Annotated in this window: 15 protein-coding genes; 14 read left to right on the top strand and 1 reads right to left on the bottom strand. The window is 48.4% G+C overall.

Going from position 1 to position 17,715, the window contains the following annotated elements:
* The first annotated feature begins 101 nt into the window (after window positions 1-101).
* From ACLIN2_RS20355 to ACLIN2_RS20305, 11 genes are all read left to right on the top strand, one after another.
* Complete coding sequence (locus tag ACLIN2_RS20355; protein ID WP_411501967.1) at window positions 102-1,505, top strand: GTPase; 1,404 nt, start codon at window positions 102-104, stop codon at window positions 1,503-1,505.
* Window positions 1,495-2,484, top strand: coding sequence for a helix-turn-helix transcriptional regulator (locus ACLIN2_RS20350; RefSeq protein ID WP_411501966.1), 990 nt, complete (start codon window positions 1,495-1,497; stop codon window positions 2,482-2,484). Before ACLIN2_RS20355 ends, ACLIN2_RS20350 begins: the two co-directional genes overlap by 11 nt.
* Window positions 2,471-4,297, top strand: a complete 1,827-nt coding sequence (locus ACLIN2_RS20345; RefSeq protein ID WP_411501965.1) for a GTPase — start codon at window positions 2,471-2,473, stop codon at window positions 4,295-4,297. The genes ACLIN2_RS20350 and ACLIN2_RS20345 overlap by 14 nt, the downstream gene beginning before the upstream one ends.
* 23 nt (window positions 4,298-4,320) lie before the next feature.
* On the top strand, window positions 4,321-6,120 hold the full coding sequence (locus ACLIN2_RS20340; protein WP_411501964.1) for a dynamin family protein: 1,800 nt from the start codon (window positions 4,321-4,323) through the stop codon (window positions 6,118-6,120).
* Window positions 6,095-7,714, top strand: coding sequence for a GTPase domain-containing protein (locus tag ACLIN2_RS20335; RefSeq protein ID WP_411501963.1), 1,620 nt, complete (start codon window positions 6,095-6,097; stop codon window positions 7,712-7,714). The genes ACLIN2_RS20340 and ACLIN2_RS20335 overlap by 26 nt, the downstream gene beginning before the upstream one ends.
* A gap of 124 nt (window positions 7,715-7,838) precedes the next feature.
* A complete protein-coding gene (locus ACLIN2_RS20330) occupies window positions 7,839-10,214 on the top strand; it encodes an McrB family protein (RefSeq protein ID WP_411501962.1) in 2,376 nt (791 codons plus the stop codon).
* 23 nt (window positions 10,215-10,237) lie between these two features.
* Window positions 10,238-11,785: a DUF2357 domain-containing protein gene (locus tag ACLIN2_RS20325; protein WP_411501961.1), complete on the top strand. Its 1,548-nt coding sequence runs from the start codon at window positions 10,238-10,240 to the stop codon at window positions 11,783-11,785.
* A gap of 259 nt (window positions 11,786-12,044) precedes the next feature.
* Window positions 12,045-12,644: a TetR/AcrR family transcriptional regulator gene (locus tag ACLIN2_RS20320; RefSeq protein WP_092267615.1), complete on the top strand. Its 600-nt coding sequence runs from the start codon at window positions 12,045-12,047 to the stop codon at window positions 12,642-12,644.
* Between the two features lie 67 nt (window positions 12,645-12,711).
* A complete protein-coding gene (locus tag ACLIN2_RS20315) occupies window positions 12,712-13,908 on the top strand; it encodes an MFS transporter (RefSeq protein ID WP_411501960.1) in 1,197 nt (398 codons plus the stop codon).
* 225 nt (window positions 13,909-14,133) lie between these two features.
* Complete coding sequence (locus ACLIN2_RS20310) at window positions 14,134-14,376, top strand: hypothetical protein (RefSeq protein ID WP_310231345.1); 243 nt, start codon at window positions 14,134-14,136, stop codon at window positions 14,374-14,376.
* Between the two features lie 312 nt (window positions 14,377-14,688).
* The gene (locus ACLIN2_RS20305; protein ID WP_411501959.1) at window positions 14,689-15,153 is read left to right on the top strand and encodes a hypothetical protein; all 465 of its coding nucleotides are present in this window, start codon (window positions 14,689-14,691) and stop codon (window positions 15,151-15,153) included.
* Window positions 15,154-15,193: 40 nt separating this feature from the next.
* Here ACLIN2_RS20305 and ACLIN2_RS20300 read toward each other — a convergent pair whose 3' ends face one another.
* Entirely contained in the window at window positions 15,194-15,511 is a 318-nt protein-coding gene (locus ACLIN2_RS20300) for a hypothetical protein (protein ID WP_139228069.1), read from the bottom strand.
* Between the two features lie 325 nt (window positions 15,512-15,836).
* Here ACLIN2_RS20300 and ACLIN2_RS20295 point away from each other — a divergent pair, with 325 nt between their 5' ends.
* From ACLIN2_RS20295 to ACLIN2_RS20285, 3 genes are all read left to right on the top strand, one after another.
* A complete protein-coding gene (locus ACLIN2_RS20295; protein ID WP_411501958.1) occupies window positions 15,837-16,337 on the top strand; it encodes a double zinc ribbon domain-containing protein in 501 nt (166 codons plus the stop codon).
* Window positions 16,338-16,586: 249 nt separating this feature from the next.
* The gene (locus ACLIN2_RS20290; protein ID WP_411501957.1) at window positions 16,587-17,381 is read left to right on the top strand and encodes an HAD family hydrolase; all 795 of its coding nucleotides are present in this window, start codon (window positions 16,587-16,589) and stop codon (window positions 17,379-17,381) included.
* 105 nt (window positions 17,382-17,486) lie between these two features.
* Window positions 17,487-17,648 carry a hypothetical protein gene (locus ACLIN2_RS20285; RefSeq protein WP_170184487.1) on the top strand — a complete coding sequence of 54 codons (162 nt, stop codon included), beginning with the start codon at window positions 17,487-17,489 and terminating at the stop codon, window positions 17,646-17,648.
* Window positions 17,649-17,715 lie beyond the last annotated feature (67 nt).

Genomic DNA, 17,715 nt, shown 5'->3' with positions numbered 1-17,715 from the left:
TAGAAATGTCCTAGTAAATCTGACTTGGACAGGATCTGTCCATCTCCGAATGCTATTCTACCGAAAAGAGATCATACATCAACATAATTGGGGGATGCAAGATGAATCTAGCCCAGCTTGGTCAGGCTTTGGACCGTTTGGATTGTCAGGAAGCGTTGGCATTTTGGAAACAGTTCGAGCTTTTGCAAAAGCAGGAATCGGCGCCTGTGACGATTGTGAACGCGGGCTTGGTGAAAGCGGGAAAAAGTACCTTTTTCAATGCCTTGATTGATCGGGAGCACGAATTCGCAGTTGGCGCCGTGCGTAAAACCGTACAGAATCAGGCTTTTGCCGCGGAGCACTATACATTGATCGATACACCTGGATTGGGGGCAGATGCTGACGATACGAGAATCGCGCTCGATGCTTATCAGCAGGCAGATCTCCTTCTTTTCTTCCATAACGTAAACGATGGTGAGCTGAGCAAAACAGAAGTGGCGGGACTTCGCGATGCACTCGCTGCGTTTCCTGAGGAATCCACGTTTTGGAGCCGAGTTCTGTTCGTCTGCACGAATGCTTCCTCCAAAGAAAGAGAGGAAGCAGCATACATAGGCCAGATCATCGTTCAGCAGCTTAAGAAAGAATTCGGCGTCTTAGATCCACAGATATATTTGACAGATGCCCACCTGTATTTCACCGGGAGGCATAAAGGAATAGAGAGTTTTATCCGTGACAGCGGTGTACCAGAAGTCCGTGCACGTATTATGGAGAAGCTCGTTTCGTTGGTGGAGACAAGAAGCAGACTGCTGCGGTCGAGAAAGCAGTTCATCGTCCGCAACATTCAGGATGCGATCGAAGCACAGCGAGGCAGCGAGCTCAGGAGAAAACGAGTGGAGCTGGCCGAGAAAAAGGAATCTGTGGCTCAAAAGGTAAGGACTCTCGAAGCGTGCACACGCAAAATTTTGGAGAAGAAGGAGCAATTTCTCAAGCAGCAGGAGCAGGCAAAAATGACTTGCTATCAGGACTATGAGGAAAGCTCCCCGTGGTATGAAGCGAATCACGGCAATTTTTTCTATGACCGATTCCAGGAATTGTTACGTCTTTTTACCGAGATCAACATGCTGGTTGCCGAAGCGTGCAAAAACAACGATTCCATGCAGCGTTTTCCTAAAATAAAAGCTCCCTTGTCTGTAGAAGTTGACGAGCTGGATTTGGCAGCGATGAGCTCCCTGCAATCCACGTTTTTAGGCAATTACGGGTCATACAACAGTTTTCGGAACGAATTTCGAAAAAATATTTTTGAAAAGGCCTACCAAAATTATGCGAGTCAGCTGCAGAGCATCTGTGAAAGCGAGTGCTATGCGATCAGCGAAAAGCTCCAGACATTTGAACAGCTAGAGAAGAAAGAAGCAAGGCGTATACATGAAGCGAGCGTCAGGCTTGACGAGGAAATAGCGCAGCTCACCCGGTTGAAAGAAGAATTGGAACGACTGCTGGAAGAGAAAGGACAGCTCAATGAAGGTTGATCAGGAATACAGTGTGCAAAAAGTGACTCGTATGCTTAGGCTGTTTGAACGCTTGCTGGAAGGGACGCCCCTTCAAAAGGGGGCAGTAGCGCAGGAATTTGGGGTTAGCGCTAAAACGGTGCAACGGGATATCGAAGATCTGCGCGATTATTTTGCAGAGTACAGACAAGGCGCAAGCTTCCTGTTGGCGTACGATCGCGCACAAAGAGGCTATATTCTACAGCGGGAAGCCAGCGAATGGCTCGCTGCGGATGAAATTATGGGCATTACAAAAATTCTTTTGGAAAGCAGGGCTTTTCCCAAGGATGAGCTGGATCGCTTGTTGGAGAAGCTTTCCATATTATGTAGACCGGAAGATCGCAAGCACATCAAGGAAGCGGTTAATAATGAGCGCTTTCTTTATCGGCCGGTCAATCATAATCGCCCGTTATTCCAGACCTTATGGGAGCTGACTTTTGCTGTCAGGGAGCGAAGGCTTGTCGAGCTGTTATACAGGAAGATAGGGGTCATGGATGAAATCAGCCGGAGAGTGGAGCCGCTGGGGATCATGTTTTCGGAGTATTACTTTTACCTGATCGCGCATCTTCACAACGGAGGAAAGGAATATCCTGCCGTGTACAGGCTCGACCGCATCCGTGATTACGTCGTCACGAACGAACACTTCCGGGTGGAGGATACCAAACGATTTCAAGCGGGCGAATTTCGTCAAAAGGTGCAATTCATGCAGATGGGGAAGCTGATGAAGGTCGAATTCAAATATTGGGGCGCCTCCATCGAGGCAGTAGCAGACAGGCTGCCGAACGCGAGCATTGTTGAGCAAAACGGTTCTTACGTAGTAAAGGCGGAAGTGTTTGGCCGTGGCATCAAGATGTGGCTGCTCAGCCAGGCTCAGTACGTGGAAGTGGTAAAGCCGGAAGAATTCCGCCAAGAAATGATGCAAACGATCGAACAAATGAGGGAGATTTATGGAAAGAAATGATGAAAAACAGGTGGCTGTGGCAGAGGAGCTGATGCTGAAACAAAGATGGAGTCTGGCACAGCCCTTTCTTTTGGAGCTTAGGAATTCTGAGGTTGACGAACGCCTCGTACAAGCAGCCGAAGCAGTCGTCCGGATGATCAAGGATTACGATTCACGCGTCATTGTCTCGAATTTCGGCATGGTCAAGGCAGGGAAGAGCTCGCTGTGCAACGCGCTTCTAGGGAGGAAGGAGTTTTTTGCTACCGGTGTCGTGAGGACTACTGACGAAGCGAAAAGAGCAGAAGCGGGGAACTTTTGGCTATGCGATACCCCAGGGATTCACGCAAAGGAAGAAGATACGGAAAAAGCACTTGCTGCCTACGAGCAATCGGACATCGTCCTGTTTGTCCACAATGCCGTGGATGGGGAGCTGATCAAGCAAGAAGTGCTAGCTCTGCAGCAGCTGATCGAAAAGAACAGTAATCCTGAAACGTTCTGGGAGCGGTTCGTTTTTGTCCTCACCAATGCAGATCAAAAAGATGAGGAAGAACTCGAAACGATCACAAGGATCATGAGAGAGCAAATATACAAACGCTGGAGCTACCGTTTGCCTGTCATTTTTTGTGTGGATTCCCATACCTACTTCACAGGGCTGGAAAAGAACGAGGACATTCTCGTTGGAAACAGCGGGATCGAACGGGTAAAAGAGGAGGTATTGCGACAGGTCGAAGCGATAAAGGAGCAGAAACAAGCGCTTTTTGAGAAAAAGCTGGTGCAGAAAAAGCGTGATTTTTACGCTTGCGCTGCCGAATACATAGACATGCTCACGAACCAGCAGGAACCGAAACGAGAAGAGGAAGCGCAATGGCTGAAACGCTCGGAGGCATTGAACAGCTGCAGCGGATTGCTGGAAAAGAAAAAACAGGAACTGAAAAGCGCTTTAGCCAAGCGGGAAAATGCTCCGCTGGAACGCTTTTACCCGGACTATGACTCACTAGGCTTCCACTACAGCTCGTCGTATGAGTTTTCTTCGGAATATTCCGCGGAGCAGGCAGCTCGACAGCAGTATGAAAAACAGTTCTGGAACAAATTTCACCCGAGCCTGGACAGAGCAAAAAGGAGTATGCAGGAGTATTACGGACAGTACGACCAGTATATAGCGCAGAAAGGGCTGTTTTATTACGATTCGGTGCAGTTCGTTACGCTGGTGTTGTCGGAACTGAATGAAGAAGTGGCGGCCTTATTGCAGGGACAAGGAGTTTCCAGACTGCCAAAAGCAGCAACCTTGTTTACGGTAGAGAAGGAAAAGGCAAGCAGCTCGTTTTTTTCGATCGCCGGGGTGATGAATTCGCAAATATCCGATAATCGTGCTGATCCTCCCGAGCTTTGCATCAAAAAAGTAGACAAAGGCTATGAATCCGATTTCTCTCGAGAGCTTTACTACCATCACGGCTTCGACTGGTATTTGAAAGCCAATGTCAATATTGACGACACGGAAACATACGTCGGGGAGAGCTGGTTTGGCAATCCGAAATACAAGACCTTGTACAAATACGATATCTACGACGCGAGAAGAGAGCTCCAGGATCAGATGGACGAGAATATCAAAAATGCCGAATGGTATATCCGGTCAGCTTACAGCGATGTCTGCGCTGACTTCATCAGACAGCTCGATGCTTGTGTGGAACGAAGGCTTGCACAAATGCGGGAAGAGCTTGTACAGCTGCAAAGCGAAGCGAAACAGCAGCTGGGAGCTTTGCGAGCCAAGGAGGATGAGGGACAAGCAGCAGTCGAACAACTGAGAGATTTAATCGGGCGAATGGAACAGATATGACAGACAAATGGGAGTGGTAGGCAGTGGGGCTAATCGAACAACAAGTATCTGATTTCGTAGGGAAAGTACAAACAGCTGGGAAGCGGCTTGCTGACTTTTCCCGCTCCGTTACAGAACGCGAGTCGGAGATTCTACAGGGCGTGAAGCAGCTTTCAGGTCTGCTGGACAAGCATGTTCATTTGGCGGAGGAAGAGAGCGGCTCTATGAAAAAGCTGCTTGGCGACAGTCTCTTCCATTACCGAAGCCTGCTACAGGCCTGGGGCAGACTGGTCGAAGAACGAATGGAAGGCAAGGAATTTATCAACCAATTTGAAAAATCAGTCATTCTGGCCGTGTTCGGCACGGTGAATGCAGGCAAAAGCACGATGGGCAATTTCATTGCAGGTGTCCCATTCGCGGAGAGTCCGGTACAGGCTCCTGCTCCAGTACCTGCCTTTTACGTCTACGATTTCAGCGAGAGCGGCAAGGATCGAGGAGAGCGCCCGTTAGCAGAGAATCGTTTCAAAGAGAACATCGTTCAGGAGACGAGTACGATTCAATATTTTACGCTTGAAAACGGACTGACCTGGGTCGATACTCCAGGCATCCACTCCCTCGATCAGGAATACGAGGACTTGGCGAAAAAGTACGTGAACTATGCAGATTTGATATTGTTTGTCGTCTCCTCCTCTTCCCCAGGTAAAGCGGACGAGATCGCTGAGCTGGAGCGGCTGACGCAAAAGGAAAAGCAGCTGCTAGTCGCGATTACCAAGTCTGATTTGATTGAAAGCGACGTGGTGGATGGGAAAGAAGTCAAGCGGGTAGTGCCGAAAAGCATCCATGATCGGCAGGCACAGGAGCAGTATGTGGACGGCCTGATTCGCAGCAAAGGCATCGATCGCAATTTGAAAGACCGGAAGTTCATCAGCCTCTCTTCCCGCCTGGCCAAGCTCGCTCTCATGGAGCAAGATGAGGAACGCTTTCGGCAGAGCGGCTACCCCGCTTTGTACGAGCAAATCGGCGGCGTCTTAACCGAGCATGCGCTAGAGCTGAAGACGGATCGACCTCGCAGGGAAATGAATGCGCTGATCCATGAAATGATGGATGGATACGAATGGAACGGCAAGCGCATTGACGGAATCCGCGACATAGGGAAGTCCTTTCAGGGCATATCCGAAGAGATTCAACAAAAAGTGGAGCTCTTGCGCAGGATGCACACCGATCTGTTCCAAGAAGTCAGGATGAACAAAGAAGCGCGGATCGAGTCGGAATTGACGTCACTCGGGTATCGTTTTGACGGCGGGGAAGTGATTGGCAGCGAACAGATTTCGAAAGTAATGGAAAAGGAATTGCTTGAGGAGCTGAACAGGTTGATTCCAATCAAGCTCGGAAAAGTACTTGCTGATTTTGAGCATGTGCAGCTGAGCAGCCTCCCCTTGTTTATCGATGCGTCGTTTGCAGGCACGTACCGCGAGATTGCGTATACCGAATATACAACGAGCGAGACGACCAGAGATCCGCGGGGGATCATCGAGCGCTTCCAATCCTTCTTTTTGGATAAGAAGTTTACGGAGCTAAAAGTGAGGGAAATGAAGAAAACCAAACAAATGAGAACCGGCAACAATCTTTCGGCAGTGATGGAGCAGGTATTCGACCAGGTGGAGCAGCAGCTAGAGCCATTTGTGAAAGCCATCATTGAAGAGCTGATCGAAGCGTATTTTTACGAGCAGAGAAACGCGTTAAACGAGGTGCAGCAAGCCTTGAAACAGTTTGCCGATAAACTGCAAACGATGACGTATCAAAAAGGAGAGGTCAGGGATGAACAACTCATACATTCTCATTGATTATAAGAAAGAGCTGACACGCTATGTGCAGGAAGCCTCTCAGCTTTTTGCCAAGCAGGAAAAAGCCGCCGAATTTGGTAAGACGGCTGGAGACATTCAGGAGAAGCTGGACGTATTTAAGCCATCGCTTATGTTTTACGGTGTCTACAACGCGGGGAAAAGCACGCTCATGAATGCCTTGTTTGGCGAGAAACGGGCCGAAACCGGTGACGTTCCGGTAACGAATAAAGTAACGGAATACGAGTGGAATGGGTACCGTCTGGCAGATACTCCCGGTATTAACGGGCCCGAACAGGACTATCAAATCTCACTTCAAGAGCTGGACAAGCATGATATCATTTGCTTCGTGATTGATAACAGTGAGTCTCACGACAGCAAGCGAGTGGCAGAGGAAGCAGTCAAAATCCTCATCAAGAAAAAGCCGCTGATTACCGTGATTAATCGTAAAATGGAGACTTTCTCCGAGGAAGAGGACAGGCAGCTGGATTTTGCAGTCCGGGAAAAATTCCATGAAAATCTGCGCAGAGAAGCGGAGAAGAACGGGATTCATGGCGTGGAGAAGCTGTATTCCTTTGTTACCGTAAACGCAGCAAAGGCGTTCAAAGGTCGGATCATGAATGAACCTGTCCTGATAGAGAATAGTGCGATCCACGATCTGGAAATTGAGCTGCTGCAAAAATTGAAGGAAATGGACGGTTTGCGGATGCTGGCAGCTCCGACAGATCAGCTGATCGCTGCAGTGAAAGGTTTGGTCGCTTGGGTATCCACGCATGCAGCCGATGATGCCGAGCGGGAAGTGATGACGTATCTGGCCGAGCTTTCCGGCAAAAAGAATTCGTTTATGCAATCGCTGCATAGCAAGGTTCGCAGGCAGCTGCAGCTTGCAGGAGATGAGGCGTACCAGCTGGCTCTCGACGGACAAGACCCCCGTACAAGACTGGATGCTCTGCGCGGTGATTTGGAGAAGCTTTTGACAGACCAATTTGAAGCGATCAAAACGTCCATCCAGTCGGATCTTTCTGTGAACGATGTGCTGAGACGGCGACTGGAGCAAATTACGCTGGAATCCGTGCCTTCACCCGTGGGAGACAAGCAATCGTTCCAGGAAGGGTCTGTAGGGGGCGCTGAAAAACGACAGGAAGATGAATTCGACATCTCAGGCATAGCAGGAATCGCCAAGGTACTGCCTGTAGTGGTAGCTCCGCCTCCCGTGAAAATCATTCTGCCCATTGTTGTGACGATTATTGAGGAAATCATCAACGCGTATGCGAAAAATAAACGCTTGGAGGCGGAAAATGAACGCCTGCGGCTGCAAGTAGAAGAAGCCAATCGACGGCAGCAGGAAGTACTGCAAAAGCAGATGATTGCTCTGCAGGAGCTGAACACCCAGATTCGCATCGGCTTGTATAAGACAGAGGAGCAAGTCATGCAAATGGTGCACGATGGGATAGAGAGTCTTTTCGGACCGATCGAGCAAAACCTGCATGAGAACATGAAACAGGCAGACAGTGAACGCAAAGAACGGCAAAATGATCTGTCAGCATTGAACCGCTTGCTGGAGAAGCTGGAGTCATACCGGTCTTCGCTTCACTAAGCCATGTGTCCCTCCGTACACTTCCTGATAAATGATTGGAACGAATGACTGTAAACCTGTCAGCAGAAAAGAAACATCTGCTCTCTGACAGGTTTTGTCACGAGAGACATGAGAGGAGCAAACCATGAAAAAATACGAAATCACCCGTCAGCTATTTAAAGCTTTGCTGAATCACACCTATACCGCCTTCACTATTCCCTTTTCCAATGATCTGCGCTGCGAGGTCATCCCGGAATACCCTCAGGAGGATTCGGACAAATCGTATCTGGGGACGATTCCCGTACTGGTAAAGATCATCGAAAAGGACAGCCTCTTGCAGGAAACGCGCTTGACCGTGCAGTTTGTGCAGCGAAAAGAAATTCCCGGACTAGAGGACGGAGAATGGGGATACGCCTTTGCGATTCGCGGGCCCAAGACAGAGCTTGTCTATCGGGCAATGCAGGTGGCTCTCTATCAATATCCCGAAAACGCCACTGTGCATCTCTATAGTGATCTGGATTCCAAAGCGGGGAATAAATCGTTTCTTCCGCAAATGCTGAGTTGGCTCGAACAATACGATGAACTTTGGAAGCCGTGGGGAGGGCAGCTGCTCCCTAGTCAGCAGTTCGCGTTTTTGACCTACGATACTCTTTCCCAAACGATTGTGCAGGACAAGGATGACGTGCTGCGCAGTGCTTTGCTGATCGCGATTCTGAAGGCTGCCTTGAAAAAGGAGATTCACCTGCCTTTGCCGCTCCAGTATAAGGAAGCCGCGCCGACTCGGGAGCCGCTCGTCTGGAAAATTGCCCCCGGCGAAAATGCGTCCCACTGGGAGGAAGCATGGACCAAGGGAGAAATATTTGTCGGCTGGGACGAAATGGGCAGCTTGCAGCAATACGGCTCTCGCGAAGAGCTGATGAACATGTACAAAAAAGTCTACCAGCCGGAACAAGAGCCTGTACGCAATGTGTTCACGCTCTGGTCCTTTTACAATGACATCCAGCCAGGTGATATCGTCATCGCCAACCGAGGCTGGAGACAGCTGGTCGGGATCGGAAAGGTAACGGGAGACTATGAGTATCGAGAGAACGAAGAACGCTTTCCGAATCGTCGAAAGGTAGAATGGATCATAACGGAAAATATCAGCTTTGATACCAATGTTTTCACGACTCCGACGTTGACGCCTGTTCATCATGACAGACTGACAGTGATTCAGAATGAAGTCGTGAAAAATGTGGCAAACGGCGAGGAAAAATGGAAGCAGCTGTTTGGCGATTACGCGGAGTCGATCCAGCAAGAGGATACCTATATTGACGATATCGTCCGGTTTATGAAAAGCAGGCAGTTCACGTTTTCTCCGTCCTTTGTTGCCCGGTTTGTGGCGTCTCTGCAAAGCAAGCCGTTTCTGATTTTGTCTGGTATGTCTGGGACGGGAAAAACGAAAATCGCCCAGCTGTTTGCTGAGTATATGATCTGTGGCAAAAATGGACGGGGTGCTGCCGGTAAAAATCGAGATGCAGATAATCTAGCATTCCTCTCCGTTCGACCGGATTGGCTGGACCACCGAGGGCTGCTAGGCATGTACAACCCGTTGATGGAGCAATATGAAGCGACACCGCTTTTGCGCATCATGCTGCGGGCAAAGGAAAACCCGGAGCAGCCGTACTTTGTCATCTTGGACGAAATGAATTTGGCCAAAGTGGAGTATTACTTCTCTGACTTCCTGAGCTGTCTGGAAAGCAGAAGAATATCCGAGAGTGGAGAAGTCTTGCAAGAGGCCGTACAGCTTCATAACTGCCATGATCTCGAGAAAGCGGTAACGATCGTCGATGGCAATCACAAGCGATATGAAGTCCCACCCAGTGTGGAAATTCCGCTCAACCTGTATTTCATCGGGACGGTCAATATTGATGAAACGACCTACATGTTCAGCCCGAAGGTACTGGATCGCGCCAATGTCCTAGAGTGCAATCGGGTGGAGATGATGAAATATTGGATGGAAGAGTCGGAAGAGCACGACTATGTACACACTTCCACGGTAGAAGAGAAGAACGAGTGGTTCACGTCAGGCGGCGAGTACCATTTGTCCCTGTATGCAAAGGAATATCGCGAGTCAGAGTGGAGGCCAATCCTGAATGGTGCCTACCAGGAGCTCTCCGAATTGCACAAGCTGCTGGAAGCAGAAGGCTACGCCTTTGGCTACCGGGTGATAGATGAGATCATGACGTATGTGCTGTTCTCCTCCTACTATGAGTACAGCAGCGTTCGGGGGGCGCTCGATGCGCAGATTGTCCAAAAGGTTCTGCCGAAGCTGCATGGAAATCGCAAACAGCTGGAGACGTTATTGACCAAGCTTCTGCGGTTTGCGATGGGAGACGACGTGCAAGCAGAGCTTTTGACAGAGGAAGAAAAAGACGTCGTAGAGTACGAGACCTTTTACCGATATCCGTTAAGCGGGAAAAAGATATACAGTATGTACACGCAGCTGATGAAAACGGGCTACTGCAGCTTTATTTCATAGTCAAGAAGGGAGAAGGGGGAGTCGTGAAGCACGAGATTTACAAAAAAGGAAGTGAAGATCCTCTTCTTGCCTTGGAGGAAAATACAGACTACCTCGTCCGTTTTGCCGAAGAAATCTCGGATCAACAGAGAGAAGAGCTCCTGACAAACTATGGGATGATCCTGCAGCCTCTTCACCACAATCTGTTCCTGATGAACTTCGGGAATTTTGTCGGCGAGACCATTTTTTGCGGCCAAACGTACAGAGTGGATAGCAAAAAAATCAGCACGGGGCAAATGGATGACATGCTGCGGTTCATCACCAGCAGGATGGCTTCCCTCCCCTATCAGGCGGTCTCGCCAACCAAGCTGCGGGTCAAAAGTGATGCAGCCTGGAAAGCGATCCTGTATCATCTCTGGAACGATCTGCGGCAAGCCTTGCTCGTGGAGTGGGAGGGAGCTACTCTGGAGGAGTGGTGGGAATGCGTTGCACGGGAGCCGCATCACTGTCTGGAGAGGGAAACGATTGTGAAGCCCTTGTGGAAAAGTCACCAGATGGATGAGCGCACCATTTCGTCCATTTTGAAAAGTCCAGAATTATGGCAGCCGCTAAAGCGTAACCACGCCTTGGCATCTACGCGGCTAGCACAACGCTTGAACGGTTCGCTCCCATCTGAGCTGGAACAAATTCAAAAGCGAATCCAATATGATACGCCCGAAAACCGGATGCTGAAGTGGATCCTTTCCGAAGCATTTGAAATCACCCGGGAGATCGAAAAACGTCTGGCAAATCGGAGGTTCTTCAATCATCTGGAAATGAAACGGACAAATCGGCTCATGCAGGAACGATTGGAGAGCATGATGTCTGCTCCGTGGCTCGCAGAGGTCGGAAGCCTGCAGCACATTCCGTCGTCTTCCACTGTTTTGCAGAAGAAAAATGGCTATCGGCAGTGGTACTCCTTTTACCTGCGAATACTACTCGGCTCCCAATATCCTTTGCCCGAGGAAGACATCACCTCCCTGATCGAAGGAAAAGATATCGCCAAGCTCTACGAATACTGGTGCTTTTTCCAGGTTGTAGACGCAGTGGAGCGATTTACGCAGTCAAAGCCGTACTCCTTTGCCAAAGAACCCAACGATGATGGATTTACCCAGCTGAAAGAAGGCTTGAAGATCTCGTTTCTCGTGAAAGGAACCGAGCGTCTCGATGTATATTTCAACAAGTGCTTCTCCCGCAATAGAGGTTCCTACACGCAGCCCTATCGACCGGATATCAGCCTGAATTGGCGTTCGAAGTGGCATCATTTCGACGCGAAATTCAAGTATATGTCTGTTCAGGAGAAAGATCAGGTCCATCGATATGTGAAAAAGGAAGATATCGACAAGATGCACACGTACAAGGATGCGATCCTGGGGACCCAAACAGCATGGGTGCTCTTTCCAGATGCGGGCGATGATTTTGCCTTCTATCATGAGGGAGGACAAAAGGAATCGGGGAATGTGCTCTGTGGCATCGGGGCAGTGGGCGTTATACCTGGGGAACTGGCGGGATTGGAAAGAGGACTGAGGAAAGTACTCTGTCAGGGTGTTTGACTGACAGGCAGATAGAGTAAGCGCGCAAGCAAGAGTCCCTTGGGAGACATCCTAAGGGATTTTTCTATCGCCAAGCCAGGTTTGCTGGGATCGACGTCTCACAAGATTTCCCAGCGGAACCACAAACATGCGAGCAGGCTTTACGTAATTATACCTTGCGTAAAGAGGCCATACTTGCATATAATACTGAATGAACGTTCAGTATTATTCGGTGAATAGTTGGGATAAGCTGTCCGCAGTAGAGTGAGGTGAAGCGAAAGTGAATAAAAAAAAGCAACAAACCGAGCAGACAAAGAAGAAGATCGCGGAAGCCGCGAGAGGTTTATTTGTGCAAAAAGGCTATAAAGCAACATCGATTGAAGACATTGTGAAAGCGACAGGATGCAGCGCCGGAAACATTTATTATCATTTCAAAAGCAAGGAAGGGCTATTCCTGCATCTTATTGAAGACTGGAACCGGGAATGGGAAGAGACCTGGCTGGCAAAGGAATCGTCCTACCCGACTACGACTGATAAATTGTATGGCATGGCTGAGCATTTGGCGGTCGATCAATTGAACCATCCGCTGACGAAGGCTATCGATGAGTTCTTCAACAATTCGGAGAAAGCTACCGATGTGGAGGAGCGCATCAACGAAATGGTGCAGGGGTATATCGACTTTAATCACCAGCTGCTGCAAAAAGGAATCGATAAAGGTGAATTCAAGGAGATGAATGGTACAGGGCTTGCCATCATCCTGGATAGTTTGATGTACGGCTTGGGACAGCATACGCGAGGAATGAAGGGTGAGGAAGCACTGGCGACCTACCGCATGGCTATGGACGTATTTTTGCATGGTATTGTCAAACCGTCCCGCTAGCCGTTTTTTTACACACGAATCTAGAATAAACATTCAGTATTTTGTTTGGAAGCTGGAGGAATAAAGAATGGCACTGTTACTAAAAAATCGGGGAGCTATGCTGATCCTGATGTTTAACCTGCTTTTAGTTTTTACCGGCATCGGCCTTGTCATCCCGATTATGCCTAAGTTTATGGAGAACCTGGGCATTACTGGTGGGATTATCGGGCTCTTGGTAGCAGCTTTTTCGTTGACGCAGCTGCTCTTTTCTCCGCTTGCAGGGCGCCTGTCCGATCAATTTGGCAGAAAGAAAATGATTGTGATTGGGATGCTCATTTTTGCATTCTCGGAATGGATGTTTGGAATCGCGAGCTCAACATGGCTCCTGTTTTTCTCCAGACTTCTCGGCGGTATTAGTGCCGCGCTGATCATGCCTGCGGTTATGGCCTATGCGGCGGATGTCACGACCAATGAGGAACGAGCAACAGGAATGGGCTATATCAACGCAGCGATTACCACCGGGTTTATTATCGGCCCAGGTATTGGGGGATATATTGCGGAATTTGGGATTCGCGCCCCATTTTATGCCGCTGCCCTCGCAGGTGTTGTCGCTGCTTTGATCAATTTGCTTATTCTTCCGGAATCTCATCCGGCAAAGGACAACGATTCACCAGCTCCAGCAGCACAGCGGAGCAGTCTTCTGCAACAATTGAAGCAGTCCTATAAAGAGCCGTATTTTTTAAGTCTGATCATTATTTTTGTCATGACTTTCGGATTGGCAAACTTTGAAACCGTATTTGGACTGTTTGTCGATCACAAATTTGGGTTCGAACCGAAAGATATTGCCTTTATCATTACGTTCGGTTCCATTGCTGGTGCGGTGGCCCAGCTTACGATTTTTAGCTGGATTTTGCAGCAGTTCGGAGAGAAGCGCGTCATTTCGATTTGTCTCCTGGTTGCCGGTGTGTTTATTTTGCTGACCCTTTTCGTCCACACCTTCTGGTTGATTTTTGCGGTTACGTTCATTATCTTTCTGGCGATCGATATTTTGCGCCCGGCCGTCAGCACGCAAATGTCCATGCTCGCCAAGGATCAACAAGGCTATGTAGCTGGTCTTAACTCGGCTTTCTCAAGTCTGGGCAATATTGTAGGACCAATTGTAGCTGGATTCTTGTTCGATCTGGATATCAATTATCCGTATACGCTCGCTTGTCTGGTTCTCTTAGTCTGCTTTGGGCTATCGCTCAAAGGCAGAAAGGAAAGTCTGCAAAAGAGAGCAGCCTGATTATTAAAATGCCAGTCAAAAGCTCTTAAGAATAGGGCTTTTGACTGGCATTTTTCATGCAGTAAAAATTTATAAGATTCTTGGCCAGTATCAGTGCAACTAAGACTCCGCTACAAGGCTTCGCGGAGCCATGTTTTCAAAATACTCTGGAGGAAAATGGGGATACCTGATATCATGAGAATAAGTAATATATTTCCAATATTATTGTGGGAGAGTGTTTTTTACATGATGAATATAGGACCTGCATTTGGGGCTGCGATAGTCCCTATACTGATTACGCTAGCTTTCTATGCTTTTATCATCTATGTGCTGGTAAGTCTCCTAAAGTTTATGAGACAGAAGAATCAACACGATCGAGATCGAAATGAAAAGCTGGACCGCTTGATTCACTATCTGGAAAATCAAGATAAGAACAGAAAAACAGACAGGGCACTCGAACAAATTGAAAAGCAACAAAATGAAAAGTAGACAGGGATACATAAAAAAGGAAAGACGTCGGTTCACTCCTACGCTGGAGTGTGCTGGCGTCTTTTTCATGTAGAGATCTCTTGCAGTGAACGTAGGAGAAAAACCATTTTTCTAAAATTGGCGAAAATGCCAACCCTGCAATCAGACAACTTTCTTGGCAGCACTCATATGTTATGGCAGGAGGTGGTCCAAATGGCTTTTCGATGCCTTTGTCGGGGGAGTAGGTGCACGGTGTTTTGCAGATGTGGCTGTCGGCGAAAAAGTAAATCTGCCAACGTGCTAGAAAAAAATAAGTAATCTCAGGAGGCCAAGATGCTCTTTCTGAACATGTTGTTCCTCATTTTGCTAACGGCAAGCAGCATAGGCTATACCTACAAAAATCGGTCCGAGCTAGCTTGCATGGATGGGATGATTTTCGCCATGACGCTTGGTGCCATGTCTAGCATTTCTCTCGGTCTAAACATCCAAGTCTATCTTACAAACGACTTGGGACTGGCAACAATCCTCGCTGTTTTGATCGGAATGAGCGTCGGGTTCCTCACAGGGAAAATCGTATCTCTCACAGCATCCATCGAGGGAGTCATGGCAGGAATCATGGGCGGGCTGATGTCCCCTATGCTCGGGGCGATGCTAGCTCATCCGATGATGCTCATCTGGTTTATGGATATTGTCTATATTCTCGTCTTGGTCCTGCTTGTGTGCTTGGCAAAAGAAGCGAGACAGGCGTTTCTTGAAGAGTCACGAGAAGCGGGGAGAGACCCAAATCCCTCACCCTGATTGCGAAATGCATGAAAAAAGGGAGAGCAAATTCTCTCCCTTAGTGCCATGGGGCTCCGTTCCTTTTAAAAAGTCCTAATCCTTGCAATTCACGATACGTTTTAAAGAGGTCTTTTGCGATTTGCACATTATTCACCACAGTACCCAAATCGATGTCGCTTATGCTTGGAATCATCTGAAGCAAGGATGGTCTCCTCGCCCTGGTTCTTTTCTTCGTTTTCATCCATTCCTGGTGATACCGATCCAATGCTGCCGGTTCTCTTTTCAGCTGTCTTCTGGTGACGTTGTTTTGCTTGAGCCATTGCATGAATTCCGGTGTGAGACGATCCTGACTCGCGATTGGCTGCTGTTTTCTCAAGACGCCCTCCTTTCCCTGCATCCTCCAAAGGAGCAGAAGGAACCTAGCTCCTCCAGATCACAGACACTGGGATACGATATGTCAATCGGACTACATTTGCTTGTACGCTTGCCTATCGATGAAGTCCAGAAAGAAGGCCATTCCCTGGAAATCTAGGTTTCCATCCATGGACAAGCCTTCGGAGTGCAGAGATCAACCGGATACCCAAGCGGACAAAGACTATTAGAAAATGATGCTTGTACTTGTGCACAAAACAGAATACATGGAAAGAGATGTGAGTACTGTATTGTAGGTCATCACTTCCGAGAAAAGGAGGATTGCTTGTATGAGCTTTTTTGACAAGATGAAAAAGGGCGTTTCCGACGCTGGCTCAAAAGCGAAGACATTGGTCGAAGTCAATAAATTCCGATTGAATATTCAATCGTTAGAGGCGGAAATTCAAGATCGCTATAAAAGGATCGGTCAATCGGTCTTCCAATCTACATCAGATGAACTGGGTGCAGAACCCGCAATCGATCAAAAGGAAAAAGTCGTGGTGCTTACACTGTGCCAGGAGATTCGGGCAAGGCAACAGGAGATCGTTGAATTGAACAAAAAAATCCTTGAGCTGAACAATCAAAAAAGCTGCGACAAATGTGGCAGATTGAATCAAACAGAGGTCAGATTCTGCTCGGATTGTGGTCACGAGTTTATCCAGGTGGTCACGATTGATGTGGTAGCAGCACAAACCGCGACAGAAAGCGACGTGATATCATGCTGGAAATGTCACGAGCCCATGGGGCAAAGCGTCCGGTTTTGTGGAAAGTGCGGAACAGCACGGCCGTAGCCAGACTTTCCTGATAGTCAATGGAATAGTCGCTCCTCATGCCCGCCAGGCTAGGAAAAGGCGGGTTATTTTCTGTAGCATGGCAAGCGGCATAACGGTAGTTCCGCCTCCAACGGCAGGTTGATCCAAGCTCTATCCCCAGGATGGTAGACAATTCTTTGTGTAGGAGTCTTCTCGGTGCAGCGGTGAATCTGGTAGGATGGAGGGGAAGCAGAGAAACCATACGAGAGAAAAAGGAGATTTCGGCAAATGGCGATCAAGGCGATTCTATTTGATTTGGATGATACGTTGCTGTGGGACGAGCGCAGCGTAAAGGAAGCGTTCCAAGCGACTTGCGCGGAGGCAAGCAAGCATCACGATGTAGACCCGCAGCTTTTGGAAGAGGCGGTTCGACGTGAAGCGCGCGCATTGTATGAATCTTTTGAAGCATTCCCTTTTACGAAAATGATCGGAATCAATCCATTTGAAGGATTATGGGCACAATTTGCTGAGGGGCAGCAGGAAGAGTTCCGCAAGCTGCAATCGTTCGTCCCAACCTACCGCAAAGAAGCGTGGACACGCGGATTGCGGGCACTCGGTTTCGAGAACGAAGAACTCGGCTCCAAGCTGGGAGAAATGTTCCCGGCAGAGAGAAGAAACCGTCCGATTGTTTATGAAGAAACCTTCGAGGTCTTGGATCAACTGAAGGAAAAATACAAGCTCCTGCTCCTCACCAACGGATCTCCTGATTTGCAAAAAGAAAAGCTGGCCGGCGTGCCGAGTCTTGCTCCCTATTTCGATCATATCGTCATTTCCGGTGAGTTCGGGGAAGGCAAACCTGCTGCATCCATTTTTGAACATGCGATGAGCTTGCTCGGAATCACGGCAGAGGAAGGCGTCATGATCGGCGACAAGCTGACGACAGACATCCTCGGCTCAAATAAAGTCAGCATGAGAAACATGTGGATTAATCGCCACGGAGTAACGCACGAGGGTGAGATCGTACCTGCTCATGAAATTGCGAGCCTTCGGGATATTCAGAAGGTGATTGATTCTTTGGAGTAAGGTTTTATTTGCTGGTCATTCCATACAATTCACGAGCAACGTTCTATTCGTAGAATTCATCCATGCTCACAAAGAAAAGAACCGTTAGAGTGGTGTTATCCCCTCATGGTAGACAGTGAAAAAAGAGTCCATGGTATCATGGACTTATCACTGTTGACCGGAGGGGATTTTATTATGCCACCAAAGAAGGGACAAATATTTAATCGCTACGACGAAGACACGAAAAAAGCATTGCGGTTGGTTGAAAATAAAGCTTTAGACCAATGAATAAAGTATAAGACTGGATAAGAAAATGATAGACTGGCTGCGAGCGTAAGCTAACGGCAGAAGACTA

This window comes from Brevibacillus centrosporus, from assembly GCF_046622605.1.
Lineage (GTDB): Bacteria > Bacillota > Bacilli > Brevibacillales > Brevibacillaceae > Brevibacillus > Brevibacillus centrosporus.
The sequence above is the reverse complement of the archived record's forward strand: the minus strand, read 5'-3'. Positions and strand labels throughout refer to the sequence as shown.

Bases quoted from the DNA above. Each gene is read 5' to 3' on its own strand.
- ACLIN2_RS20315 (WP_411501960.1), top strand. From the start codon at position 12,712: ATGGCACTGTTACTAAAAAATCGGGGAGCTATGCTGATCCTGATGTTT.
- ACLIN2_RS20305 (WP_411501959.1), top strand. From the start codon at position 14,689: ATGCTCTTTCTGAACATGTTGTTCCTCATTTTGCTAACGGCAAGCAGC.
- ACLIN2_RS20285 (WP_170184487.1), top strand. From the start codon at position 17,487: ATGGTAGACAGTGAAAAAAGAGTCCATGGTATCATGGACTTATCACTG.
- ACLIN2_RS20310 (WP_310231345.1), top strand. From the start codon at position 14,134: ATGATGAATATAGGACCTGCATTTGGGGCTGCGATAGTCCCTATACTG.
- ACLIN2_RS20290 (WP_411501957.1), top strand. From the start codon at position 16,587: ATGGCGATCAAGGCGATTCTATTTGATTTGGATGATACGTTGCTGTGG.
- ACLIN2_RS20295 (WP_411501958.1), top strand. From the start codon at position 15,837: ATGAGCTTTTTTGACAAGATGAAAAAGGGCGTTTCCGACGCTGGCTCA.
- ACLIN2_RS20350 (WP_411501966.1), top strand. From the start codon at position 1,495: ATGAAGGTTGATCAGGAATACAGTGTGCAAAAAGTGACTCGTATGCTT.
- ACLIN2_RS20335 (WP_411501963.1), top strand. From the start codon at position 6,095: ATGAACAACTCATACATTCTCATTGATTATAAGAAAGAGCTGACACGC.
- ACLIN2_RS20355 (WP_411501967.1), top strand. From the start codon at position 102: ATGAATCTAGCCCAGCTTGGTCAGGCTTTGGACCGTTTGGATTGTCAG.
- ACLIN2_RS20330 (WP_411501962.1), top strand. From the start codon at position 7,839: ATGAAAAAATACGAAATCACCCGTCAGCTATTTAAAGCTTTGCTGAAT.
- ACLIN2_RS20345 (WP_411501965.1), top strand. From the start codon at position 2,471: ATGGAAAGAAATGATGAAAAACAGGTGGCTGTGGCAGAGGAGCTGATG.